The organism is Neisseria sicca VK64, from assembly GCF_000260655.1.
Classification (GTDB): Bacteria; Pseudomonadota; Gammaproteobacteria; order Burkholderiales; family Neisseriaceae; genus Neisseria; species Neisseria sicca_B.
In genome coordinates this window covers 16355-38517 of sequence record NZ_AJMT01000076.1, presented here as the reverse complement: position 1 = coordinate 38517, position 22163 = coordinate 16355, and the positions used below count along the sequence as shown (strand labels likewise).

The window sequence follows — 22163 nt, the reverse complement described above, 5'->3', positions numbered from 1 at the left end:
AAAATGTTACGGCACCCAAGCCGTATTTTCGGAAATGATTTCAAACGCAGACGGCAGTATGTGTAAGGCAATACAGGGAGGAAATGCCGAATTGTCGGCTTGCCTATTGCCAGTCCACTGAAAATTCGCTATAAGGGGATTATATGGAATATATTAACATTTATATACAGACAACCTAAAAAAGGATTCAGAGATGAAAATCGGTATCCCACGCGAGTCATTATCCGGCGAAACCCGCGTCGCCTGTACGCCTGCCACCGTTGCCCTGTTGAGTAAACTGGGCTTTGAAACCGTTGTCGAAAGCGGCGCAGGTTTGGCGGCGAGTTTGGACGATGCCGCTTACCAAACAGCAGGCGCGACCGTTGCCGACAAAGCGACGGTTTGGGCCTGCCCTTTGATTTATAAGGTCAACGCGCCGTCCGAAGGCGAGCTGCCGCTGCTCAAAGAAGGGCAAACCATTGTCAGCTTCCTGTGGCCGCGCCAAAACGAGGCTTTGGTCGAAGCCTTGCGCGCCAAGAAAGTGAACGCGCTGGCGATGGACATGGTGCCCCGTATTTCCCGCGCGCAGGCTTTGGACGCTTTGTCTTCGATGGCAAACATCAGCGGCTACCGCGCCGTGATTGAAGCCGCTAACGCCTTCGGCCGTTTCTTCACCGGTCAAATTACTGCCGCAGGCAAAGTGCCGCCCGCGCAGGTTTTGGTGATTGGTGCAGGTGTGGCGGGTTTGGCGGCGATTGGTACGGCAAACTCGCTCGGCGCAGTGGTGCGCGCGTTCGATACCCGCTTGGAAGTGGCGGAACAAATCGAATCGATGGGCGGTAAGTTCCTGAAACTCGACTTCCCGCAAGAATCGGGCGGCAGCGGCGACGGCTACGCCAAAGTGATGAGCGACGAATTTATCGCCGCCGAGATGAAACTCTTTGCCGAACAGGCGAAAGAAGTGGACATCATCATTACCACCGCCGCCATTCCGGGCAAACCCGCGCCCAAACTGATTACTAAAGAAATGGTGGAAAGCATGAAATCCGGCTCTGTCATCGTCGATTTGGCGGCGGCGACGGGCGGCAACTGCGAACTCACCAAACCGGGCGAATTGTTTGTGACCGACAACGGCGTGAAAATCATCGGCTACACCGATATGGCAAACCGCCTTGCCGGACAGTCTTCCCAGCTTTACGCCACCAATTTGGTGAACCTGACCAAGCTGTTAAGCCCGAACAAAGACGGCGAAATCACGCTGGACTTCGAAGACGTGATTATCCGAAATATGACCGTTACCCGCGACGGCGAAATCACCTTCCCGCCTCCGCCGATTCAAGTTTCCGCCCAGCCGCAGCAAACGCCGTCTGAAAAAGCCGCGCCTGCCGCCAAGCCTGAGCCGAAACCCGTTCCCCTGTGGAAAAAACTCGCGCCCGCCGTCATCGCCGCCGTGTTGGTACTGTGGGTCGGCGCGGTTGCACCCGCAGCATTTTTGAACCACTTTATCGTGTTCGTCCTCGCCTGCGTTATCGGCTACTACGTCGTCTGGAACGTCAGCCACTCGCTGCATACCCCGCTGATGTCCGTAACCAACGCCATTTCCGGCATCATCGTCGTCGGCGCGCTGCTGCAAATCAGCCAAGGCAACGGCTTCGTTACCCTGCTGGCCTTCATCGCCATCCTGATTGCCAGCGTCAACATCTTCGGCGGCTTCTTCGTAACACGCCGGATGTTGAATATGTTTAGGAAAGGGTAAAAGCATGACTTTAGCCTATTGGTGCATCCTGATTGCATCGCTGCTGCCGCTGTTTTGTTCCTTCATCGCCAAAGCGCAGGGCGGTTTTCAGCCGTCGGACAACCGAAATCCGCGCGATTTCCTCGCCCGCACGCAAGGCTTGTCGGCGCGCGCCAATGCCGCGCAGCAAAACGGTTTTGAAGTGTTCGCCCCGTTTGCCGCCGCCGTTTTGGTGGCACACGCCACAGGCAATGCCGCGCAAGCGACCATCAACCTTTTGTCCATATCGTTCATCGCCTTTCGCATTGCTTATATTTTCAGTTATCTGAAAGACAAACCGAGCCTGCGTTCGGCAATGTGGACGGGCGGATTTGTCTGCACCATCGGGCTGTTTGTAGCCGCTGTCTGACAGCGGGGTCGTCTGAAAACGAGTGCAGCGAGTTTCGCTAAAACGAGCGCAGCGAGTTTTCAGACGACCTGGAAGCCAGTTTTCGAATATGAGGATTTCGACCATGAAAGCAAAATGCCTGTGCGGCAACGTATCTTTAGAAGTAGAACACGACAAACACGTCCATGCCTGCCATTGCTCAATGTGCCGCATTTGGGGCAGCGGCGCGACGTTTTCGCTGATTGCCGCCAAGCCGCCTAAAATCGACGGCGGTGAAAACATCGCCCGCTACCATTCGTCCGAATGGGCGGAACGCGCGTTCTGCAAAAACTGCGGTACCCACCTGTTCTACCATTTCCTGCCGAACGACAGCTATTTCGTCTTCGCCGGACTGTTTGCCGACAACGCCGATTTCAAATTGGAAGAGCAGATTTTCATCGACGCCAAAGCCCCGTATTACGAACTGGCAAACGACACGCCCAAGCTGACCGAAGAAGAATTTTTAGCACAATTCGGCAGCGAATAGGCAACCCGATACAGAGGTCGTCTGAAAACCCGAGTTCCAGATTTTCAGACGACGTTGAATCAACCATCCCAATAGTCGGAGAACCCTATGAACCTGTCCCCCGAACAAACCGCCGCCCAACTGCGCTGTCCGCATGACGAAGCGGGAGCAGCGTTCGGGCAGATGATGAACCTGCGCAACCTGACACAGATTCTCGGTTCGTTTGAAGCGGTGCAGCTGCAAAACGGAGACCGCATCCTAGAAACGGGTTGCGGCAACGGCGGGCTGCTCGGCTACATTTTGTCGCAGGCAGAAAACCTGCATTACACAGGTTTGGAAATTTCTCCGTTAATGCACGCACAGGCGCAGGCATTCAATGCCCCGTTTCTCGAAGCAGGGCTGGCGAATTACCGGCTGTACGACGGCGGCGCGCTGCCTTTTGCCGATGAAAGCTTCGACAAAATCGTTTCCGTCAATACCGTCTATTTTTGGGACGACGCGCCAAGCGTACTTTCGGAACTGAGCCGCGTGCTGAAATCCGGCGGGCGACTATGCCTGAATTTCTGCGAAAAAGACTTTATGGCGAAACTGCCGTTTGCCGCGCACGGCTTCGCGCCCTACGATGCCGCCGACATCCGCGCCCTGTCGGAAAACCTGCCGTTGCGCTGCATTCGGGAACAGCGAAGCCGCGATTGGGTGGTCAGCAAAAGCGGCAATCTGGTGCGGAGGGAGTTTGTCATAGTCGTCTTTGAAAAATACTAAGCATCAGGGTCGTCTGAAAACCCGAAATTCAGTTTTCAGACGACCCGATTAAAAAACACAGTTACTTTCACAAATAATTGGAGAATCACCATGTCTTCAGGACTCGTTACAGCGGCGTACATCGTAGCCGCGATACTGTTCATCTTCTCGCTGGCGGGGCTGTCCAAGCAGGAAACCGCCAAGCAAGGCTGTTATTCCGGCGTAGCGGGGATGGCGGTCGCCTTGTTCGTTACCGTGTTTTCCGAAAACACCCACGGACTCGGCTGGATCATCATCGCCATGCTCATCGGCGCCGCCATCGGCATCTACAAAGCCAAAAAAGTAGAAATGACCGAAATGCCCGAGCTGATTGCACTTCTGCACAGCTTTGTCGGCTTGGCAGCCGTTTTGGTCGGCTTCAACAGCTATATCGAGCCGGGCAACGTTTCGCACGATATGCACACCATCCATCTGGTCGAAGTCTATTTGGGCATCTTCATCGGCGCCGTAACCTTTACCGGCTCGCTGGTCGCGTTCGGCAAGCTCAACGGCAAAATCAGCAGCGCGCCGCTGCAACTGCCCGCCAAACACAAGCTCAACCTCGCCGCATTGGTTTTATCCTTTATCCTGATGCTGGTGTTCGTATCCGTTGACGGCAGCGGCTTCATCCTGATCCTGATGACCCTGATCGCCCTCGCATTCGGCTGGCATTTGGTCGCCTCCATCGGCGGCGCGGATATGCCCGTGGTCGTGTCCATGCTGAACTCCTACTCCGGCTGGGCGGCCGCAGCGGCAGGCTTCATGCTCTCCAACGACCTGCTTATCGTCACCGGCGCACTCGTCGGCTCCAGCGGCGCGATTCTGTCCTACATCATGTGTAAAGCCATGAACCGCTCCTTCATCTCCGTGATTGCAGGCGGTTTCGGTACCGACGGTTCCGCCGCAGCCTCAGGCAGCCAAGAAGTCGGCGAATACCGCGAAGCCAAACCCGCCGAAGTCGCCGAAATGCTGCGCAACGCCGGCAGCGTCATCATCACTCCGGGCTACGGCATGGCAGTGGCGCAGGCGCAATACCCCGTTGCCGAAATCACCGAGCTTTTGCGTAAAAACGGCACCGAAGTACGCTTCGGCATCCACCCCGTCGCCGGCCGCCTGCCCGGTCATATGAACGTATTGCTCGCCGAAGCCAAAGTCCCCTACGACATCGTTTTGGAAATGGACGAAATCAACGACGACTTCCCCGAAACCGACGTAGTGCTGGTTATCGGCGCGAACGACACCGTCAACCCAGCCGCCCAAACCGACCCGAACAGCCCGATTGCCGGCATGCCCGTATTGGAAGTGTGGAAGGCAAAAGAAGTCGTCGTCTTCAAACGCTCGATGAACACCGGCTACGCAGGCGTACAAAACCCGCTGTTCTTCAACGAAAACAGCGTAATGTGCTTCGGCGACGCGAAGAAAACCGTTGACGAGATTTTGGCGGAATTGAAGAAATAACATCTGAAGCCAAGACAAAAGGTCGTCTGAAAACCTGATTCCAAGGTTTTCAGACGACCTTTTCTTATGAACAAATCACGCCGAACACTCCACCGCCGTCATTCCCGCCCCTGCATACGCGAGGACAGGCTACGACGTGAATCCATCGGAAATTCTAAGAAACTGATGTTTGAAAAACAGTTGCCGAGATTTAAAAGTGGATTCCCGCCTGCGCGGGAATGACGGTAGTGCGACAGAAATCTATGTCTCTACGCGCAACCTGCCCCCTCTCCCGTCCAGCGGGAGAGGGCTGGGGAGAGGGTGGTTTTACGGGTTGTACGAATTTGATTTTCCCTCAAGTTGCAAAGCCACCCCCATCCTAACCTTCCCCCGCCGGACGGGGGAAGGAATAAGGTTGCTGATATGGTAAAAGGTCGTCTGAAACTGAAAACTTGGTTTCAGACGACCTTTTCTTATAAACAAATCACGCCAAACACCCCGCCGTCGTCATTCCCGCGCAGGCGGGAATCCATCGGAAATCCTAAGAAACAGATGTTTGAAAACAGTTGCCGAGATTCAAAAGTGGATTCCCGCCTGCGCGGGAATGACGATAGTTGGGCAGAAATTTATACCGCGACTTGCAGCCTGCCCCCTCTCCCGTCCGGCGGGAGAGGGCTGGGGAGAGGGTGGCTCTATGGGTTGTACGAATTTGATTTTACCTAAAACCGCGAAGCCACTCTCATCCTAACCTTCCCCCGCCGGACGGGGGGAAGGAACAAGTTGCCGTTGCAGCAACGAGTAGCGTGGGCTTTGCCCGCGAAACTTGCCGTATGTTAATTCAAAGGATGGCTGTGTTTTTATTCATTCGTGGGCAAAGCCCACGCTACTTGAGTTACTCCAAGCCTGCGTTGATTGAATAAACGAGGTCGTCTGAAACCGCAAACTTAGTTTCAGACGACCTTTTCTTATAAACAAATCACGCCAAACACCCACCGCCGTCATTCCCGCGCAGGCAGGAATCCATCAGAAATCCTAAGAAACAGATGTTTGAAAAACAGTTGTCGAGATTCAAAAGTAGATTCCCACCTGCGCAGGAATGACAGTAGTCCGACAGAAATCTATGCCACGACGTGCAGCCTGCCCCCTCTCCCGTCTGGCGGGAGAGGGTTGGGGAGAGGGTGGCTCTATGGGCTGCACGAATTTGATTTTTCCCAAAGTCATAAAGCCACCCCCATCCTAACCTTCCCCCGTGGAACGGGGGAAGGGACAAGATTGTTGATGTAATAAAAGGTCGTCTGAAACCAAAATCCCATTTTCAGACGACCTCTCTTCATTCCTTCCGCAAAGTCTTTAACACTCAAATGACACAATTCCAAATGGGCTGTTTACCGCAAGCCGTTTGCGTCCAGCCATTTCTCCAAGTCTTCGGCGCTGATTTTGCCGCCGTTTTCTTCCAAATCAAGTTTGTTGACTTGTTTGCCTTTGCTGTATTTCGCGAGGACGGGCGTGCCGCCGAGTTTGTATTGTTGGCGGAACGCGGTCCATGCTTCTTTGTCTTGGTGCAGGCGGTGGACGTTGACGAAGTAGATTTTGCCGTTCAGGTTGCGGCTGGCGATGTAGCGTTTGAACATGGGTTCGAAGGCGTTGCAGTCGCCGCAGCTCGGGCGGCCGATGTAGGCGTAAACGGTGTCTCCGTTGGCGACGCGTTTTTTGAAGCTCTCGACGGTCAGGCTGTCGAGGTGGAAGTAGATGTCGGAATAGGTGTCTTCCAGCCGTTTGGTGTTTTCGGCGGAAAGGCGCACGGCGGTTTGTGCTTCGGACAGGCTGTTTTTCAGGGCTTCGGTTTCGCGGTCGGCGGCGCAGGAACACAAGAGCAGCGCGGCGGTCAGGACGGGCAGGATTTTCATGATTCGGCTCCTTGGTTGCGATAGGGAAAGTATACGCTTTTCGCGGCGGCGGGGTCGTCTGAAACGCGGGAAACGGCTTTTTTCAGACGACCTTTTGATGTATGGCAATGGGCGGGCGAAGTAGCGTTGTGTAGCGTGGGCTTCGCCCGCGGTGGTTTGGGGGAGGGCGTCGGCTTGCTGCGGGTTGAAGCCATCCCCTGCAAAACGGTAGAATGGCGGCAGTTTGACAGACGGTTTGCGCCGATATTCGGGCGCGCCGTTTCTATACCGATATAAACCATCCAATCAAAGGAAACCTTCATGACGACATTCCCCATCGCGCGCGCGGGCGATAAGACACTTGAAATCCAAGGCAAAATGGCGAACCGCCACGGCTTGATTGCCGGTGCGACCGGTACGGGCAAAACCGTGACCCTGCGCCGTATGGCGGAAGCCTTCAGCAGCGAGGGCGTTCCCGTATTTTTGGTTGACGTCAAAGGCGATTTGTCGGGCATCGCGCAAGCGGGTGCTGCCAGCGGCAAAGTGGGCGAACGCATTGCCGAGTTTGGTTTGGGCGAGCAATGGCTGCAAAGCTTCCCCGTGCGCTTTTGGGATGTTTACGGCGAAACCGGCATTCCGGTGCGCGTGACCGTTTCTGAAATGGGCCCGCTGCTGCTGGCTCGTTTGATGAATTTGAACGACACGCAGGAAGGCTTGTTGAACCTTGTGTTTAAAGTCGCCGACGACAAAGGCTGGCACATTCTGGATTTGAAAGACTTGCGCAGTATGCTGAAACACGTTTCCGACCACGCTTCGGAATACCGCACGCAATACGGCAACGTCTCCGCCGCCAGTATCGGCGCGATTCAGCGGCAGCTTTTGACGCTGGAGAACGAAGGCGCGGAAAAATTCTTCGGCGAGCCGTCGCTCAACCTGCAAGATTGGATGCAGACCGACAACGGCAAAGGCGTCATCAATATCCTCAATTCGGAAAAACTGATGCGCTCGCCGCGTATGTACAGCGCGTTTTTACTGTGGATGTTGGCGGAGTTGTTTGAAACCCTGCCCGAAGTCGGCGATTTGGACAAACCGAAATTCGTGATGTTCTTCGACGAAGCGCATTTGATGTTCGACAACGCCGCCAATGCGCTGGTGGAGCAGGTCGAACAAGTCGTGCGCCTGATCCGTTCAAAAGGCGTGGGCGTGTATTTCGTGACCCAAAACCCGCTCGATTTGCCCGACACCATCCTCGGACAGCTCGGCAACCGCGTACAACACGCCTTGCGTGCCTTCACGCCGCGCGACCAAAAAGCGGTTAAGGCCGCTGCCGAAACTTTCCGCAGCAATCCGAATATCAAAGTTGCCGAAGCGATTGCCGAACTGGGCGTCGGCGAAGCACTCGTTTCCTTCCTTGACGAAAAAGGTATGCCTGAACCAGTAGAACGCGCGCTCGTCCTGCCGCCGCAATCTTCCTTGACCCCGCTTGCCGCAGAAGAGCGCAACCGCTTGTTCCAAAACGATGATTTGTATCCGACCTATAAAGACATGGTGGACAATTATTCCGCCTTTGAAGCCTTAGCCGAAGCCGACAGTCAGGCTGCGGCGGAGAAAGAGGCGGCAGCGGCGGCAAAAGAGCAGGAAAAAGCGCAAAAAGCCGCTGAAAAAGAAGCCGCCAATGCCGACCCCGGCATACTCGGCGGACTGCTCGGCGGCTTGAGCGGCGGACGTAAAAAGTCAGGGCAGGGCTTGGGCTACAACGTCGCCGATGCCATCGGCAGCCAAATCAACCGCCAAGTGACCAACGCCATCTCCCGCAGCGTGATGGGCATTATTAAAAACATGTTTAAAAAATAAGGCGTAAAAAGAAGGCAAAGGTCGTCTGAAAGCCTGACAATCGGTTTTCAGACGACCTTTTATGCTGGAGGAGACGGGAGATTGATTGACGATATGGGAATAAGAAACTGAGATGACTGTGCAAAAAAGCATCCGCATTTTGGGGATAGACCCCGGCAGTCGGGTGACCGGTTTCGGCATCATCGACGTATGCGGCAGGGAACATTTTTATGTGGCTTCAGGCTGTATCAAAACGCCGCCGAATGCGCCGTTGGCGGAGCGTATCGCCGTGATCGCGCGGCATATCAGGGAGATTGTGCAGCAATACCGGCCGCATCAGGCGGCGGTGGAGCAGGTATTTGTCAATGTGAATCCGGCATCTACGCTGATGTTGGGGCAGGCGCGCGGGGCGGCATTGGCGGTGTTGGTGATGGAAGGTTTGCCTGTGTTTGAATATACGGCGTTGCAGGTCAAGCAGGCGGTGGTTGGGAAGGGCAAGGCGGCGAAAGAGCAGGTGCAGCATATGGTGGTGCAGATGCTGTCGCTGTCGGGTACGCCGCAATCGGATGCCGCCGACGGACTCGCCATCGCGCTCACTCACGCTTTGCGCAATCACGGCTTGGCGGCGCAGTTGGGCACGGGGCAGATGCAGGTGAAGAGGGGGCGTTTCCAATAAGACTCGACGCGGCATTGCTTTGGTATAGTGGATTAACTTTAAATCAGGACAAGGCGAGGCAACGCCGTACTGGTTTAAAGTCAATCCACTATAAAAAAAGGTCGTCTGAAAGCCCCTTAATCTTTCAGACGACCTTTGGTTTTCCCGATCTGTATTGTTTTTGCTCGGTGTTTATTGCAGGGTGAAGCCTGCTTTGAATTCTAGCTTCGGTACGCCGACGATAAAGCGTTCGCCGATGCTGTCTTCAAACTCGTATGCGCCTTCGATGCTGCCCCATGGGGTGCAGAGTTGGGAGCCGCTGTTGTATTCATACGCCTCGCCCGGATAGAGGACCGGCTGTTCTTCAATCAGACCGGAATGGCCTACCGGCTCGGTTGCTCCGTGTCCGTCGGTGATTTCCCAGAAACGCTGGCGCAGCGTGATGACATCGTTGCTGCGGTTGCAGATGGTAATCACATAGTTGAAGGCATAGCGGTCGCGATAAACATCGCTTTGACCCGCAACGTAGCGTGGTTGAACATTGATTTCGATTTCGTTCATTTTTGTTGTCCCGTAATAGTGTTTTTTGTTTGCACCGATTTTTCGATGCGTTTGAAGTCTTATGGCTTCGAATAAGTGTGTTGAAAAAATCAGATAATCCAGGCAGCAATGCCTAAAACTATCAAGGTCATGATGGCGGCGATGATGTCGTCCAGCATAATGCCGAATCCGCCGTGCACATGCCGGTCAAACCATTTGATCGGCCAAGGTTTGATGGAATCAAACAGGCGGAACAGAATAAATGCCGCCAGCCACCAATTCCATTTAAACGGCGCAAAAGCCAGAATCAGAAGCATCGCTACCATTTCGTCCCAAACGATACCGCCGTAGTCTTGGATGCCGAGCGCCTTTTCGGTGTGGTTGCAAATGCGGATGCCCCACATAAACAGGGCGACACACAAAAAAGCCAGAATCCAGCCGTCGATACCGATTAAAACCAAGAGAAATGCTATCGGCAGAGCCGCCATCGTTCCGAATGTGCCGGGTGCGACGGGCGCGAGACCGCTGCCGAATCCGAATGCCAACAGGCATAACGGGCGCTGCTTCAACCAGTCAAAAGTAGGTTTAAATTCAGCCAAAGTGATCAAATCCTAATGAAGTCAGTTTTAATTCGCCGCCATTGGAATCTATTATTTTCAGACGACCTGTATTATTTATTTTCCCGATGGGCGTTACTGCTACGCCGCATTGTCCGGCTATTGTCTGAATCTCGCTGCGCCGGCATTCGGGGGCGGTGAAAACCAGTTCGTAATCATCGCCGCCTGCCAGTGCGCAGGAGAGCCAGCTTTCGTGCGGTAAGACGTTTTTCAATTCTTCTAAAACCGGCAGCGCATTTGCCGAAATTTCCGCTCCGACCGATGACGCGGTCAAAATGTGACCGAGGTCTTGTGCCAGCCCGTCCGAAATATCTTGAGCGGCATGGGCAATGGGCAGAAGCGCCTGTCCCAATCCCACTCTAGGTTCCGGACGGAGCAGCCTGTCATGGCAGCGGTCGAACAAATCGGGCGGTAGTGTGTGTGTGTTCAGGCGGCAGTTTAAAGCGGCTGCTGCTGATCCGATTTGACCCGATACCCAAATATCGTCGCCGTCTTTCGCGGCATCGCGCCGTAGGGCTTGTCCTTGCGGAAGCTCGCCGATAATGGTGACGTTGAATACCAAATCGCCTTTGGTCGTGTCGCCGCCGATCAGGGTAATGCCGAAGCGCTGCGCCAAACTGAAAAAGCTGTCACAAAAACGTTTCAGCCAATTTTCGTCCAATTCGGGCAATCCGGCACTCAATAACACCCATTTCGGGGTTGCGCCCATCGCGGCCATATCGGATATATTGACAGCTAGCATTTTCCATGCCAAATCTTCCGGAGCGGTGTCAGAAAAAAAATGTCTGTCTTTTAACAGCATATCCGCGCTAAAACATAAATCAAATCCGTGACTTGGGCGGATAATCGCAGCGTCGTCGCCAATGCCCAAAATCAAACCGCTGCTTTTCTGTTTTTGCAAATATTGTCTGATAAAGTCAAATTCCGTCATATATTGCATCTAAAGTGATAAAGATTGTTATCAATCGATTCGGAATTTTTGATAGACGAATAATGTATATTTATACAATATATATGTTAGTTAATGTAATAAATTGCATTAAACGGTAATATAATCGAGTCGATTGCAAAAGTAAATAAGATTTTTAATCCAAATGATAACGGTCAAAAAAGCGTACTTCTATCAAAAATTATTTCCGAGGGGATAAAAAGTGCCTTAAAAAAGAGTGTCAAGCCGCGCAAGAGGAACGGTAATATAGGAAAGTCTGCAAGTTGATATCAGGATATCGAGGTCGTCTGAAAAGCCGTTTTAGGTTTTTCAGACGACCTTTTGTCAAAATAAGAACAAAACGGCTTTTAGGCAGGCGTATCTTTCAACTCTGCGCCCAAATCCTTCAAACGCTGCAATACTTCGTCCCATGCTTTATCCAAATCGCGGCACGCTTCGCCTTCCGCCTTGATGCCGAACTCGATATGCGGTTTGACCGCCGTTCCGTCCGCATTTTGCCAGCCGACGCTGGGCAGGCTGTAAGAGCGCACGCCCGGGTAGGTGCGTTCGACGTATTCCATAATCGGCGCGACGCGCGATTCGGGCTGACCGAACACATACACGCTGCGGCTGCCGCGTTCGGTTTGGTTAAAACGGTCGGCGTAATAAGTATCCAAAACCCATTCCGCCATCGGGTGCGCCATCACGGGGAAGCCGGGGAAGAAATAATGTTCACGGATGGAAAATCCGGCGATGTTGTTGAACGGGTTGGGCACAAGCTCTGCGCCTGCAGGAAAATCCGCCATTTTCAGGCGCTGGGCGTGTTCGGGGGCGTCAAGCGGCTCGCCGCGTTTAAGGGTAACGGCTTCGATGAACTTGGCGGCTTCGGGATGGCGGACAACGGGCAAATCCAAAGCGGCGGCGGCAGCTTGGCGGGTGTGGTCGTCGGGCGTGGAGCCGATGCCGCCGGTAACGAAGGTCGGCAGGCCGTCTGAAAAGCTGCGGCGCAGTTGTCTAACCAGCAAATCAGGTTCGTCGGGCAGGTATTGCACCTGATTGAGCTTCAGCCCGCGCGATTCCAGCAGGGATTTGAAAAAGGCGAAATGCTTGTCTTGGCGGCTGCCGTGCAGGATTTCGTCGCCGATGATGATGAGGTTGAAAGCGTTCATGGATAGGTTTTCTTTACCGATGCCGTCTGAAAATGTTGATGGTGCTGTAATTTATTCCCTCTCCCGTGGGAGAGGGCTGAGCTTGCGCTTTTCAAGCAGCGTTTGCTTAAGGGCTGCTGCCTATACCCTCTCCCCAGCCCTCCCCCACAGGGGAGGGAGTCGGGTTGCGGATGGCGTAAAGGTCGTCTGAAAAGATTTTCAGCGAAACGGGCAAGGCTCATTTTCAGACGACCTTTACGGCTGACAATGTGTTCTATTTATAAGATAATGTTTCAACACACAGGACTACACACAAAGCGCAGCCCTATGTATCGCCCTGATTTGGAAGAGGTTGCATTTCTCCCAAACAGTCTCTGATTCTACCGCCCCGAAGGGCGGGGTTTCAACCGTTAAGGTATTTTTAATAACCCCTTTTAAGTCCGAAGAATTGTCATGAGCCAAAACAATACTATCCTGCAACACCTCCCCGTCGGTCAAAAAGTCGGCATCGCCTTCTCTGGCGGTCTTGATACCTCTGCCGCGCTGTTGTGGATGAAACTCAAAGGCGCGCTGCCTTATGCCTACACTGCCAACCTCGGCCAGCCCGACGAAGACGATTACAACGCCATTCCCAAAAAAGCGATGGAATACGGCGCAGAAAACGCCCGCCTGATCGACTGCCGCGCGCAGTTGGCACACGAGGGCATCGCCGCCATCCAATGCGGCGCGTTCCACGTTTCCACCGGCGGCATCGCCTACTTCAACACCACGCCTTTGGGCCGCGCCGTTACCGGCACCATGCTCGTTTCCGCCATGAAGGAAGACGACGTCAATATTTGGGGCGACGGCAGCACCTACAAAGGCAACGACATTGAGCGTTTCTACCGCTATGGCCTCTTGACCAATCCTGCGCTGAAAATCTACAAACCTTGGCTCGACCAACAATTTATCGACGAACTCGGCGGCCGTCACGAAATGAGCGAATTTCTGATTGCCAACGGTTTCAACTACAAAATGTCGGTTGAAAAAGCCTACTCCACCGACTCCAATATGCTCGGCGCGACGCATGAAGCCAAAGACTTGGAATTCCTCAACAGCGGCATCAAAATCGTCAAACCCATCATGGGCGTTGCCTTCTGGGACGAAAACGTCGAAGTCAAACCCGAAGAAGTCAGCGTACGCTTTGAAGAAGGCGTGCCCGTTGCACTGAACGGCAAAGAATACGCCGACCCCGTCGAACTCTTCCTCGAAGCCAACCGCATCGGCGGCCGCCACGGCTTGGGCATGAGCGACCAAATCGAAAACCGCATCATCGAAGCCAAATCGCGCGGCATCTACGAAGCCCCAGGCATGGCATTGTTCCACATCGCCTACGAGCGTTTAGTAACCGGCATTCACAACGAAGACACCATCGAACAATACCGCATCAACGGCCTGCGCCTTGGCCGATTGCTCTACCAAGGCCGCTGGTTCGACAGCCAAGCCCTCATGTTGCGCGAAACCGCCCAACGCTGGGTCGCCAAAGCCATCACCGGCGAAGTCACCCTCGAATTGCGCCGCGGCAACGACTACTCGATTCTGAACACCGAATCGCCCAACCTGACCTACCAACCGGAACGCCTGAGCATGGAAAAAGTCGAAGACGCCGCGTTCACCCCGCTTGACCGCATCGGCCAGCTCACCATGCGCAACCTCGACATCACCGACACCCGCGCCAAACTGGGTATCTACTCGCAAAGCGGTTTGCTGTCGCTGGGCGAAGGTTCGGTATTGCCGCAGTTGGGTAATAAGAAATAAGGTTTGCAGTTTTGCATCATTGGCAACTTAAGGGGTCGTCTGAAAAGATGATCCCTTGTAAAAGGAATCCCATGAAAGAATACAAAGTCGTCATTTATCAAGAAAACCTGCTGTCCAGCCTGTTTTTCGGCGCAGCCAAAGTCAATCCCGTCAAATTCAGCGCGTTCCTCAACAGCCAAACTCCCGAAGGTTGGCGTGTCGTAACCATGGAAAAAGATCAACGCCGTATGCTCTTATTTTTCAGACGTGAAGCCTACGTCGTCATTTTGGAGCGGGAACGTGTTTAAACTCGGCGTTTATGCCTGTCTCGGGCTGTTTGTCGGCTGGGTGTTGCTGCTGATTCTGCAACTTTGGTTTTCTTTTATCGAGGCAGAATTATTCTTCAAAATTACCCTGACCATGGCGGGGTTGTTTGTCATCATCCTCGCTGCCTTGCTGGTGTGCAGTCAGTATTTTTCCGAAAAGAAAATGAAAGACGACGGGTTTATCAACTGATGCGGCTCCGGATAAAACCTGCATCCAAACCATAATAGGTCGTCTGAAAAACCGTTTTCAGACGACCCCACTATTTCCTCAAATCATTTGAAATCATGAAATTCTTCACACACTTTTATCTTGAAAACCATATGTATTTCAACGACTACTTGAAATACGTCCTCATTTTCGCCGCGCTCGTCGTCCTGCTGCTCGCCGTATCGCAATACCTGCGCCACCGCATGGACACCAAATACCGCGACCTGAGCATTATTGCCCTGCTGCTGCTCATCCTCATCAGCGGCATCCAATACCTCTCATACAGCGAACGCCAAAACTTCGCCGCGGACAACTCGCGCATGGTCGGTTTTCTCAATACCCTGATTGAAAACCAAAAAGTGGAAAAGCGCGACATCAGCGTCAACAGCACGCACCTATACAACGGCATGATCGTCGGCATCAAAAACCAATACTACGAAGTCCATTTCAATCAAGACTTCTCCGCCTACACCCTGACCCCCATCAATCTGGTCAACAACAACATCGAACTTATCGACAAAGAATAACAGGACACACTCATGGAAGCATACTCCCTCCTTGCCCTCAAACTCCTTATGGGAATTTTAGGTTTGGTTTTGCAAATCAACCTTTTAGGTAAAGGCAACCTCGCCCCCACCTCCGCCATGGATCAAGTGCAAAACTATGTTCTCGGCGGCATCATCGGCGGCGTGATTTACAGCGACAGCGTCGGGCTTTTACAGTTTTTCCTCGTGCTGATTTTGTGGACGCTGTTGGTCTTGAGTCTGAAATTCATCAAAAACCACAACCACTGGGTCAAATCCGTGATTGACGGCAAATCCGTCTGGGTCATCGTCAACGGCGAAATCCAAACCGAAGAATGTATGAAAAACGGCATCAGCGCACATGACCTGATGTTTAAGCTCCGTGCCGCCGGCATCTACGAAATCTCTGCCGTCAAACGCGCCGTCATGGAGCAAAACGGCCAGCTCGCCGTCATTCAGTACGGCGACGAAAGCCTGCGTTACCCCCTGATTACCGACGGGCAAATCGACCATGACATCTTAGAAATCATCAAACGCGACGACGAGTGGCTGCAACAGGAACTTGACCGCCTCCACCTTGATGTCTCGAAAGTCTATATCGGCGAATACATCGACGGGAAATTGGTGGCGCACCCTTATCCTTCTTAATTTATAGTGGATTAACTTTAAATCAGGACAAGGCGACGAAGCCGCAGACAGTACAGATAGTACGGAACCGATTCACTTGGTGCTTCAGCACCTTAGAGAATCGTTCTCTTTGAGCTAAGGCGAGGCAACGCCGTACTGGTTTAAAGTTAATCCACTATAAAAAAACAAAGGTCGTCTGAAACCTAGACTGGATTTCAGACGACCTTTTTGCATCAACCCCAAATGACGCAGGTCTTGCTGTTTTTGTTAATCGCGATATTCAAACGATGTCCCCAAAAACTGCTCTAAGGCAGAAACATGGGAATGATGCGGGTCTTTGACGGCAGTCAGCAGTAAAACGCTGCTGTGTTGCCGTTCCAACTCCAAGAGCTGCCTAATGGCGGTTTGTTCGGTATCGCCGTGCAGCTCCTCATGGTAACGGCTGACGAAACCGTCAAAATGTTCAGCCGGATTCTCATGATACCAGCGGCGCAGGTTTGCACTGGGGGTGATGTCTTTGAGCCAGAGCGCCGTAGCAAAGACCTCTTTGTGGATGCCGCGCGGATAGAGGCGGTCGATAAAGACTGCGGTTTGTTCGGGGGCGGGCCGATATGCGTAAATGCGCTGTACGGTAAACATGTTTGCCTGTCTCCAATGGATTCAGGTCGTCTGAATGTTCAGACGACCTGATGTTTTATAGTGGATTAACTTTAAACCAGTACGGCGTTGCCTCGCCTTGCCGTACTATCTGTACTGTCTGCGGCTTCGTCGCCTTGTCCTGATTTAAATTTAATCCACTATATTTTAATACTTTAATGGTTTGAAAAAAGGCGGGCAAGAACGCCCGCCTTGCAATTTATCTGCCTCAAGCGTAATGGATACCCAATACTTTGGCGTTGTGGCTGATGATTTCTTCGGCAAGCTGCGGGTTGTCGTTGAGCTTGATGCCGAAGCCGGGAACAAGTTCTTTCAGACGACCTTCCCATGAGGAAATGCGGCTTGGGAAGCATTGGTGGATGAGTTTGATCATCAAGGGTACGGCGGTTGATGCGCCGGGTGATGCGCCCAAGAGTGCGGCGAGCGAGCCGTCGGCGTGGGCGACGATTTCGGTGCCGAATTGGAGGACGCCGCCTTTTTCGGAGTCTTTTTTGATGATTTGAACGCGTTGACCTGCGGTGATCAGTTCCCAGTCGTCAGGGTTTGCTTCGGGGTAGTATTCCAGCAGGGAGGCGAAGCGTTCTTCTTTGGTTTTGCGCAATTCGCCCAAGAGGTATTTGGTCAGGGGCATATTTGCCCAGCCGGCGCGCAGCATGGGGTAGAGGTTGTCCAAGTGGATGGACAGGGGCAAATCCATGAGCGAGCCTTGTTTGAGGAAGTTGGAGCGGAAACCTGCGTAAGGGCCGAACATGAGGTGGCGTTTGCCGTCTACGTTGCGGGTGTCGAGGTGCGGGACGGACATGGGCGGCGCGCCGACGGAGGCTTGACCGTACACTTTGGCGTTGTGCTGTGCGGCGGTTTCGGGGTTGCTGTTGCGGAAGAACAGCCCGGAAACGGGGAAACCGCCGTAACCTTTGCCTTCGGGGATGCCGGATTTTTGCAGCAGGGTCAGTGCGCCGCCGCCTGCACCGAGGAAGAGGAAGCGGGTGCGGAGGGTGAGTTGTCCGTCAGGGTTGCGGGTGTCGCTGGTTTTGAGCACCCATGCGCCGTCGGATTCGCGTTTGATGTCGTCGACGTGGCGGTTGAACTCGGTTTTGACGCCTTTTTCGCGCAGGTATTGCACCATTTGGCGGGTTAGGCTGCCGAAATCGACGTCTGTGCCTTCGGCGGAGTAGTTGGCGGCGACGGGTTGTCCTTCTTTACGGCCGTTGATGACCAGCGGCGCCCATTCGGCGATTTTGGCGCGGTCGGTGGAGAATTCCATCCGTTCGAAAAGTTTTTGGGATTTGAAGGCGTCGAAACGTTTTTGCAGGTAGTCGCAATGGTCGGTGTTCATGACCAGCGACATATGCGGGACGGTATGGATGAAGGAGTTGTCGGTGATTTTGCCTTCTTCGACAAGCGATGACCAGAACTGGCGGCTGATGTGGAATTGTTCGGCAATATTGAGGGCGCGGGTCGGGTCGATGGTGCCGTCTGCGCCGAGCGGGGCGTAATTGAGTTCGCATAACGCGGAATGCCCTGTGCCGGCGTTGTTCCAAGCGTTTGACGATTCCAACGCTACGTCTTCCAAGCGTTCGATAAGGGTGATTTCCCAAGACGGTTCGAGTTCTTTGAGCAAAACGCCCAAAGTCGCGCTCATAATGCCTCCACCCACCAAGACAACATCTGTTGCTTCAGCCATGGTTGTACTCCTAGAAACAGGCATATCCTGCCTTTATGATTATCCGTTGTATTACGAACGCCTGTTTCGGCGGTAAAACCTGCTGGCGCGGTGTTTTTGGCGTGGAAGATTGCGCGCGGGTTTTACGTTTTGAACCGATGTTAAACCGTTCATAATATGTTATTGAGAATTTAGTGGATTTTTCTGAGAATTGCAAAGATTTTCTGTTTGGATTTACATAAACGCGGTTTGAAAAGGTCGTCTGAAACATTCAGACGACCTTTATTTATCAGGTGTTTGGCGGGGTTGAACCTGATTTCATTCACTTCTTAAAGACTTCAGATTGTCAGCAAGATGGACGTGTTTTGATGAAAAAATGAAGAAGAAAACGTTTTTTCAGGACGCATCATAAGCTGCCGCTTTTTCGAGCAGTTTTACCCTTGCCTGCGGCCATTCTTCGCGCAGCAGGCTGTATTCCACCGTATCGCGTACGCTGCCGTCTTTCCGCAATTTGTGGCAGCGCAAGATGCCGTCTTGGTGTGCGCCCAGGCGTTCGATAGCGCGTTGGGAGGCGGTGTTGAGGTCGTCGGTCTGCCAGCAGGCGCAGCGGCAGTTTAAAGTGTCGAAGACGTAGTCGAGCAACATGATTTTGCAGGCGGTATTGATGCGCGTGCGCCGTGCCGACAGGGCGTACCATGTGAAACCGATGTAGAGGCGGGGGATAGCGGGGTCGATGTGGTAAAGCGAAGTCGAACCGACGATTTTGCCCGTGTCTTCGTCGATGACGGCAAAGGCAAGGCGGGTTTGCGTAGCGGTGCGGATGTAGTCCGCCACTTGGTCGGGTTCGGGCGCGCTGGTTACGTTCAGCTTCCAGACTTCGCCGTCGCAAACTGCTTCGCGCAAACCGTCTTCGTGTGCCGCCGTCAAAGGCTCGAGACGGACGCGGTCGAAGGACAAAACGGGAACAGATGAAAAATCAGCCATGGGGTTTCCTTTGTATTTGAAGATTTGAGTTTTCAGACGACCTTTGTATAGTGTCTTAACGGGCGACATCTTTGAGGTCGTCTGAAAGCTATTGATTAATGATGTTTGAACACCAGCACGCCCGATTCCGATACAAACCCGTCCAGCGGCAGGTCGTGCGGTTCGCGCGGCAGTGTGTCAACCAGTTGGCAAGCGAAGCCTACACCTATGGTTTTTGCCTGTAAACGGTATTTCATCGCCGCAAGCGTCGCATCGTAATAGCCGCCAGCCTGCCCTAAGCGGTAGCCTTCGCGGTCCATGCCGACAATCGGGACAAGCAATATCGATAAACCGTGTACGCGGATTTTGCGTCCCGAAAACTGCGGTACATGCAGCTTCGCCCTGCCGCGTTTGCGTTCTTGTTTTGCCCCGTCGGCAGGATAGGGCGTGAACCACATCCGCCGCGAACGCGGTTCGATATAAGGCAGATAGAGTTTGGCGCCGCGTTTTTGTGCCGCACGCACAAAGCCGTCCAGCCGCAGCTCGCTGCCCATCGGCCAATACACGCCGATTTTCCGCCCCTTCTTGATATAACGCTTGAGCAGGCGGTTAACCGTTTGCCCCGCCGCCAGCCGCCCTTGATGCCCCATCTGCGCGCGGGCGCGGCGCAATTCTCGGCGCAGGGCGTGTTTTTCCTCATTCCTCATTTCAGACGACCTTTTGAGTGTTGTTGTAGAATACGGCGATTATAAACGCTCCGTTAACATCAAAACAGGATTCCGCCATGTGGCATATCGTCCTTATCGGCTACCTCTTCGTCGCCGTCATGTATTCCGCCGCCCAACCCAGCATCGCGCGCGCTTTGATTTATTTGGTTTTTTGGGTAGTCCTGCCCGTCGCGTTTACCGTTTTCACCGTTACTATCCGCCGCCGCAACCGCCTGATGAAGCAGCAGGAAAAAGAAGCATTCGAACAAAGCCGCCGCGCAGCCGGATAAGAAGGCGGCAAACAGGACGGCAGTGCATAAAATCCCTTTTCAGGCGACCCCTTATCCGCTATAATCCGTCAGTTTTCCATTTCGGAAACACACAATTTTTTAAAACTTATGCCCACTTTCGCCGAAGGGTGCTTGACAATAGGCGCAGCCTATCAAGTTCTATGCGATTGAATGTGTGCTCTTAACCCTTTCAAGGAAATAAAATGTCTCAAATTACTATGCGTCAGATGATTGAAGCCGGCGTTCACTTCGGCCACCAAACCCGTTTCTGGAACCCGAAAATGGCACAATACATTTTCGGTGCGCGCAATAAAATCCACATCGTCAACCTGGAAAAAACCCTGCCGATGTTCCAAGAAGCGCAAGAAGCCGTACGCCGTCTGGTTGCCAACAAAGGCACCGTGCTGTTCGTTGGCACCAAACGCCAAGCGCGTGAAATCATCCGCGAAGAAGCTACCCGCGCCGGTATGCCTTTCGTCGATCACCGTTGGTTGGGCGGCATGCTGACCAACTACAAAACCGTTAAGCAATCCATCAAACGCCTGGAAGAAAAAACCGCTGCTTTGGAAAACGCTGCCGAAGGCGGTTTCAACAAAAAAGAAATTCTGGAAATGCAACGCGACGTTGAAAAACTGGAACGTTCTTTGGGCGGTATCAAAAACATGAAAGGCCTGCCTGACGCGATTTTCGTTATCGACACCGGCTACCAAAAAGGTACTCTGGTCGAGGCTGAAAAACTGGGCATCCCCGTTATCGCCGTAGTCGATACCAACAACAGCCCTGACGGCGTGAAATACGTCATCCCCGGTAACGACGACTCCGCCAAAGCCATCCGCCTGTACTGCCGCGGCATCGCCGACGCAGTTTTGGAAGGCAAAAACCAAGCGCTGCAAGAAACCGTAGCCGCTGCCCAAGAAGCTGCTGCCGAGTAATCCGGCAAACCGAAGAGGGGCGTTATGCCCCTTTTCTCAAATCCCGTTCTGAAAAACCTTTTCAGACGACCCCATTCCCAAACACGGATACCCCGTGTTTCCCCAAAATCTAGGAGATTCAAAATGGCAGAAATTACTGCAAAAATGGTTGCCGACCTGCGCGCCGCTACCGGCCTGGGCATGATGGAATGCAAAAAAGCCTTGGTTGAAGCCGAAGGCAACTTCGAAAAAGCCGAAGAAATCCTGCGCATCAAATCCGGCGCGAAAGCCGGCAAACTGGCCGGCCGTACCGCTGCCGAAGGCGTATTGGCTTACGCCATCAACGGCAATGTCGGTGCATTGGTTGAAGTAAACTGCGAAACCGACTTCGTTGCCAAAGACGCAGGCTTCGTAGAATTCGCCAACTTCGTTGCGAAAACCGCTGCCGAGAAAAAACCGGCTACCGTTGAAGAACTGAGCGAACTGGTTGAAGCAGAACGCAAAGCCATCATCGCCAAATTGGGCGAGAACATGTCTGTCCGCCGCTTCCAAGTCATCGACACCGCCAACCAACTGGTTGCCTACATCCACGGCGCATTGGCTACCGAAGGCGTATTGGTTGAGTTCAAAGGCTCTGAAGATGTAGCGCGTAAAATCGGTATGCACATCGTTGCCGCCAAACCGCAATGCGTAACCGAAGCCGAAGTAGATGCCGAAACCATCGAAAAAGAACGCCACATCTACACCGAGCAAGCCATCGCTTCCGGCAAACCTGCCGACATCGCCGCTAAAATGGTTGAAGGCCGTATCCGCAAATTCTTGGCTGAAATCACCCTGAACGGTCAAGCATTCGTGATGAACCCTGACCAAACCGTTGCCCAATTCGCTAAAGAAAACGGCACCGAAGTTATCAGCTTCGTCCGCTACAAAGTAGGCGACGGCATCGAAAAAGCCGTTGTCGACTACGCAGCCGAAGTTGCTGCCGCTGCTAAAGTGTAAGGCACTTATGAAAAAGAAAGCACCTAGATTCCAAACGAATCAGGGTGCTTTTTTTTGAGAGCTACACTGTTTAGAATACTG

26 protein-coding genes are annotated in these 22163 nt (G+C 53.2%); 17 read left to right on the top strand and 9 right to left on the bottom strand.

The genetic code is table 11. The features are described from left to right. Positions 1–193 precede the first annotated feature (193 nt). The 6 genes from HMPREF1051_RS04755 to HMPREF1051_RS14240 all read left to right on the top strand — a co-directional run bounded on the left by HMPREF1051_RS04755 (position 194) and on the right by HMPREF1051_RS14240 (position 5547). Positions 194–1735, top strand: coding sequence for a Re/Si-specific NAD(P)(+) transhydrogenase subunit alpha (locus tag HMPREF1051_RS04755; RefSeq protein ID WP_003765089.1), 1542 nt, complete (start codon positions 194–196; stop codon positions 1733–1735). A gap of 4 nt (positions 1736–1739) precedes the next feature. Then, positions 1740–2123, top strand: a complete 384-nt coding sequence (locus HMPREF1051_RS04750) for an MAPEG family protein (protein ID WP_003765063.1) — start codon at positions 1740–1742, stop codon at positions 2121–2123. 103 nt (positions 2124–2226) lie between these two features. Next, a complete protein-coding gene (locus HMPREF1051_RS04745) occupies positions 2227–2628 on the top strand; it encodes a GFA family protein (RefSeq protein ID WP_003765117.1) in 402 nt (133 codons plus the stop codon). A gap of 87 nt (positions 2629–2715) precedes the next feature. Further along, on the top strand, positions 2716–3369 hold the full coding sequence (locus HMPREF1051_RS04740) for a class I SAM-dependent methyltransferase (protein ID WP_003765082.1): 654 nt from the start codon (positions 2716–2718) through the stop codon (positions 3367–3369). Positions 3370–3459: 90 nt separating this feature from the next. Beyond that, positions 3460–4845 (top strand): Re/Si-specific NAD(P)(+) transhydrogenase subunit beta, encoded by a 1386-nt coding sequence (gene pntB / locus HMPREF1051_RS04735; protein WP_003765078.1) that lies wholly within the window; start codon positions 3460–3462, stop codon positions 4843–4845. A 402-nt stretch (positions 4846–5247) separates the two neighbouring features. Then, a complete protein-coding gene (locus HMPREF1051_RS14240; RefSeq protein WP_003765123.1) occupies positions 5248–5547 on the top strand; it encodes a hypothetical protein in 300 nt (99 codons plus the stop codon). Positions 5548–6209: 662 nt separating this feature from the next. Here the strand turns inward: HMPREF1051_RS14240 and HMPREF1051_RS15510 are convergent. Next, entirely contained in the window at positions 6210–6731 is a 522-nt protein-coding gene (locus tag HMPREF1051_RS15510; protein WP_003759382.1) for a thioredoxin family protein, read from the bottom strand. A gap of 300 nt (positions 6732–7031) precedes the next feature. Between HMPREF1051_RS15510 and HMPREF1051_RS04720 the strand changes: the two genes are divergently transcribed. Both HMPREF1051_RS04720 and ruvC read left to right on the top strand, forming a co-directional pair. Next, the gene (locus HMPREF1051_RS04720; RefSeq protein ID WP_003765126.1) at positions 7032–8564 is read left to right on the top strand and encodes a helicase HerA-like domain-containing protein; all 1533 of its coding nucleotides are present in this window, start codon (positions 7032–7034) and stop codon (positions 8562–8564) included. Between the two features lie 112 nt (positions 8565–8676). Beyond that, the gene (gene ruvC / locus HMPREF1051_RS04715; RefSeq protein ID WP_003765050.1) at positions 8677–9219 is read left to right on the top strand and encodes a crossover junction endodeoxyribonuclease RuvC; all 543 of its coding nucleotides are present in this window, start codon (positions 8677–8679) and stop codon (positions 9217–9219) included. Positions 9220–9390: 171 nt separating this feature from the next. Here the strand turns inward: ruvC and apaG are convergent, their stop codons facing one another. The 4 genes from apaG to HMPREF1051_RS04695 all read right to left on the bottom strand — a co-directional run bounded on the left by apaG (position 9391) and on the right by HMPREF1051_RS04695 (position 12452). After that, positions 9391–9759, bottom strand: coding sequence for a Co2+/Mg2+ efflux protein ApaG (gene apaG / locus HMPREF1051_RS04710; protein WP_003759386.1), 369 nt, complete (start codon positions 9757–9759; stop codon positions 9391–9393). Between the two features lie 89 nt (positions 9760–9848). Further along, positions 9849–10337: a phosphatidylglycerophosphatase A gene (locus tag HMPREF1051_RS04705; protein ID WP_003759387.1), complete on the bottom strand. Its 489-nt coding sequence runs from the start codon at positions 10335–10337 to the stop codon at positions 9849–9851. Beyond that, the gene (gene thiL / locus HMPREF1051_RS04700; protein ID WP_036491892.1) at positions 10330–11286 is read right to left on the bottom strand and encodes a thiamine-phosphate kinase; all 957 of its coding nucleotides are present in this window, start codon (positions 11284–11286) and stop codon (positions 10330–10332) included. Before thiL ends, HMPREF1051_RS04705 begins: the two co-directional genes overlap by 8 nt. Before the next feature lie 365 nt (positions 11287–11651). Then, positions 11652–12452 carry a competence/damage-inducible protein A gene (locus HMPREF1051_RS04695; RefSeq protein ID WP_003765084.1) on the bottom strand — a complete coding sequence of 267 codons (801 nt, stop codon included), beginning with the start codon at positions 12450–12452 and terminating at the stop codon, positions 11652–11654. 432 nt (positions 12453–12884) lie between these two features. Here HMPREF1051_RS04695 and argG point away from each other — a divergent pair, with 432 nt between their 5' ends. The 5 genes from argG (at position 12885) to HMPREF1051_RS04670 (ending at position 15913) form a co-directional block, all read left to right on the top strand. Further along, positions 12885–14228, top strand: a complete 1344-nt coding sequence (gene argG, locus HMPREF1051_RS04690; protein ID WP_003765076.1) for an argininosuccinate synthase — start codon at positions 12885–12887, stop codon at positions 14226–14228. Between the two features lie 71 nt (positions 14229–14299). Further along, positions 14300–14515, top strand: coding sequence for a DUF4177 domain-containing protein (locus HMPREF1051_RS04685; RefSeq protein ID WP_003765071.1), 216 nt, complete (start codon positions 14300–14302; stop codon positions 14513–14515). Beyond that, positions 14508–14723 (top strand): hypothetical protein, encoded by a 216-nt coding sequence (locus HMPREF1051_RS04680; protein WP_003677014.1) that lies wholly within the window; start codon positions 14508–14510, stop codon positions 14721–14723. The genes HMPREF1051_RS04685 and HMPREF1051_RS04680 overlap by 8 nt, the downstream gene beginning before the upstream one ends. 95 nt (positions 14724–14818) lie before the next feature. Further along, positions 14819–15268, top strand: a complete 450-nt coding sequence (locus tag HMPREF1051_RS04675) for a DUF3290 family protein (RefSeq protein WP_003677016.1) — start codon at positions 14819–14821, stop codon at positions 15266–15268. 12 nt (positions 15269–15280) lie between these two features. Then, a complete protein-coding gene (locus tag HMPREF1051_RS04670; protein ID WP_003765121.1) occupies positions 15281–15913 on the top strand; it encodes a DUF421 domain-containing protein in 633 nt (210 codons plus the stop codon). A gap of 246 nt (positions 15914–16159) precedes the next feature. Here the strand turns inward: HMPREF1051_RS04670 and HMPREF1051_RS04665 are convergent, their stop codons facing one another. Beyond that, on the bottom strand, positions 16160–16531 hold the full coding sequence (locus HMPREF1051_RS04665; RefSeq protein WP_003765065.1) for a DUF488 domain-containing protein: 372 nt from the start codon (positions 16529–16531) through the stop codon (positions 16160–16162). A 2-nt stretch (positions 16532–16533) separates the two neighbouring features. Between HMPREF1051_RS04665 and HMPREF1051_RS15560 the strand changes: the two genes are divergently transcribed. After that, positions 16534–16674 (top strand): hypothetical protein, encoded by a 141-nt coding sequence (locus tag HMPREF1051_RS15560; RefSeq protein WP_419538014.1) that lies wholly within the window; start codon positions 16534–16536, stop codon positions 16672–16674. Positions 16675–16757: 83 nt separating this feature from the next. Here HMPREF1051_RS15560 and HMPREF1051_RS04660 read toward each other — a convergent pair whose 3' ends face one another. The 3 genes from HMPREF1051_RS04660 to HMPREF1051_RS04650 all read right to left on the bottom strand — a co-directional run bounded on the left by HMPREF1051_RS04660 (position 16758) and on the right by HMPREF1051_RS04650 (position 19882). Continuing rightward, positions 16758–18233 (bottom strand): malate:quinone oxidoreductase, encoded by a 1476-nt coding sequence (locus HMPREF1051_RS04660; protein ID WP_003765105.1) that lies wholly within the window; start codon positions 18231–18233, stop codon positions 16758–16760. A 375-nt stretch (positions 18234–18608) separates the two neighbouring features. Further along, on the bottom strand, positions 18609–19196 hold the full coding sequence (locus HMPREF1051_RS04655; RefSeq protein ID WP_036491885.1) for a GNAT family N-acetyltransferase: 588 nt from the start codon (positions 19194–19196) through the stop codon (positions 18609–18611). A gap of 95 nt (positions 19197–19291) precedes the next feature. Continuing rightward, positions 19292–19882, bottom strand: coding sequence for a 5-formyltetrahydrofolate cyclo-ligase (locus HMPREF1051_RS04650; RefSeq protein ID WP_003765124.1), 591 nt, complete (start codon positions 19880–19882; stop codon positions 19292–19294). 77 nt (positions 19883–19959) lie between these two features. Here HMPREF1051_RS04650 and HMPREF1051_RS04645 point away from each other — a divergent pair, with 77 nt between their 5' ends. The 3 genes from HMPREF1051_RS04645 to tsf all read left to right on the top strand — a co-directional run bounded on the left by HMPREF1051_RS04645 (position 19960) and on the right by tsf (position 22082). Further along, positions 19960–20172: a hypothetical protein gene (locus tag HMPREF1051_RS04645; protein ID WP_003765085.1), complete on the top strand. Its 213-nt coding sequence runs from the start codon at positions 19960–19962 to the stop codon at positions 20170–20172. 203 nt (positions 20173–20375) lie between these two features. Next, positions 20376–21104 carry a 30S ribosomal protein S2 gene (rpsB, locus tag HMPREF1051_RS04640; RefSeq protein ID WP_003759405.1) on the top strand — a complete coding sequence of 243 codons (729 nt, stop codon included), beginning with the start codon at positions 20376–20378 and terminating at the stop codon, positions 21102–21104. A 123-nt stretch (positions 21105–21227) separates the two neighbouring features. Next, entirely contained in the window at positions 21228–22082 is an 855-nt protein-coding gene (gene tsf, locus HMPREF1051_RS04635; RefSeq protein WP_003765122.1) for a translation elongation factor Ts, read from the top strand. The last annotated feature ends 81 nt before the right edge of the window (positions 22083–22163 follow it).

What these genes read in the sequence shown, in the direction of transcription:
- HMPREF1051_RS04755 (WP_003765089.1), top strand. Translation starts at nt 194, where the DNA reads ATGAAAATCGGTATCCCACGCGAGTCATTATCCGGCGAAACCCGCGTC.
- HMPREF1051_RS04750 (WP_003765063.1), top strand. Translation starts at nt 1,740, where the DNA reads ATGACTTTAGCCTATTGGTGCATCCTGATTGCATCGCTGCTGCCGCTG.
- HMPREF1051_RS04745 (WP_003765117.1), top strand. Translation starts at nt 2,227, where the DNA reads ATGAAAGCAAAATGCCTGTGCGGCAACGTATCTTTAGAAGTAGAACAC.
- HMPREF1051_RS04740 (WP_003765082.1), top strand. Translation starts at nt 2,716, where the DNA reads ATGAACCTGTCCCCCGAACAAACCGCCGCCCAACTGCGCTGTCCGCAT.
- pntB (WP_003765078.1), top strand. Translation starts at nt 3,460, where the DNA reads ATGTCTTCAGGACTCGTTACAGCGGCGTACATCGTAGCCGCGATACTG.
- HMPREF1051_RS14240 (WP_003765123.1), top strand. Translation starts at nt 5,248, where the DNA reads ATGGTAAAAGGTCGTCTGAAACTGAAAACTTGGTTTCAGACGACCTTT.
- HMPREF1051_RS15510 (WP_003759382.1), bottom strand. Translation starts at nt 6,731, where the DNA reads ATGAAAATCCTGCCCGTCCTGACCGCCGCGCTGCTCTTGTGTTCCTGC.
- HMPREF1051_RS04720 (WP_003765126.1), top strand. Translation starts at nt 7,032, where the DNA reads ATGACGACATTCCCCATCGCGCGCGCGGGCGATAAGACACTTGAAATC.
- ruvC (WP_003765050.1), top strand. Translation starts at nt 8,677, where the DNA reads ATGACTGTGCAAAAAAGCATCCGCATTTTGGGGATAGACCCCGGCAGT.
- apaG (WP_003759386.1), bottom strand. Translation starts at nt 9,759, where the DNA reads ATGAACGAAATCGAAATCAATGTTCAACCACGCTACGTTGCGGGTCAA.
- thiL (WP_036491892.1), bottom strand. Translation starts at nt 11,286, where the DNA reads ATGACGGAATTTGACTTTATCAGACAATATTTGCAAAAACAGAAAAGC.
- HMPREF1051_RS04695 (WP_003765084.1), bottom strand. Translation starts at nt 12,452, where the DNA reads ATGAACGCTTTCAACCTCATCATCATCGGCGACGAAATCCTGCACGGC.
- argG (WP_003765076.1), top strand. Translation starts at nt 12,885, where the DNA reads ATGAGCCAAAACAATACTATCCTGCAACACCTCCCCGTCGGTCAAAAA.
- HMPREF1051_RS04685 (WP_003765071.1), top strand. Translation starts at nt 14,300, where the DNA reads ATGAAAGAATACAAAGTCGTCATTTATCAAGAAAACCTGCTGTCCAGC.
- HMPREF1051_RS04675 (WP_003677016.1), top strand. Translation starts at nt 14,819, where the DNA reads ATGAAATTCTTCACACACTTTTATCTTGAAAACCATATGTATTTCAAC.
- HMPREF1051_RS04670 (WP_003765121.1), top strand. Translation starts at nt 15,281, where the DNA reads ATGGAAGCATACTCCCTCCTTGCCCTCAAACTCCTTATGGGAATTTTA.
- HMPREF1051_RS04665 (WP_003765065.1), bottom strand. Translation starts at nt 16,531, where the DNA reads ATGTTTACCGTACAGCGCATTTACGCATATCGGCCCGCCCCCGAACAA.
- HMPREF1051_RS04660 (WP_003765105.1), bottom strand. Translation starts at nt 18,233, where the DNA reads ATGGCTGAAGCAACAGATGTTGTCTTGGTGGGTGGAGGCATTATGAGC.
- HMPREF1051_RS04655 (WP_036491885.1), bottom strand. Translation starts at nt 19,196, where the DNA reads ATGGCTGATTTTTCATCTGTTCCCGTTTTGTCCTTCGACCGCGTCCGT.
- HMPREF1051_RS04650 (WP_003765124.1), bottom strand. Translation starts at nt 19,882, where the DNA reads ATGAGGAATGAGGAAAAACACGCCCTGCGCCGAGAATTGCGCCGCGCC.
- HMPREF1051_RS04645 (WP_003765085.1), top strand. Translation starts at nt 19,960, where the DNA reads ATGTGGCATATCGTCCTTATCGGCTACCTCTTCGTCGCCGTCATGTAT.
- rpsB (WP_003759405.1), top strand. Translation starts at nt 20,376, where the DNA reads ATGTCTCAAATTACTATGCGTCAGATGATTGAAGCCGGCGTTCACTTC.
- tsf (WP_003765122.1), top strand. Translation starts at nt 21,228, where the DNA reads ATGGCAGAAATTACTGCAAAAATGGTTGCCGACCTGCGCGCCGCTACC.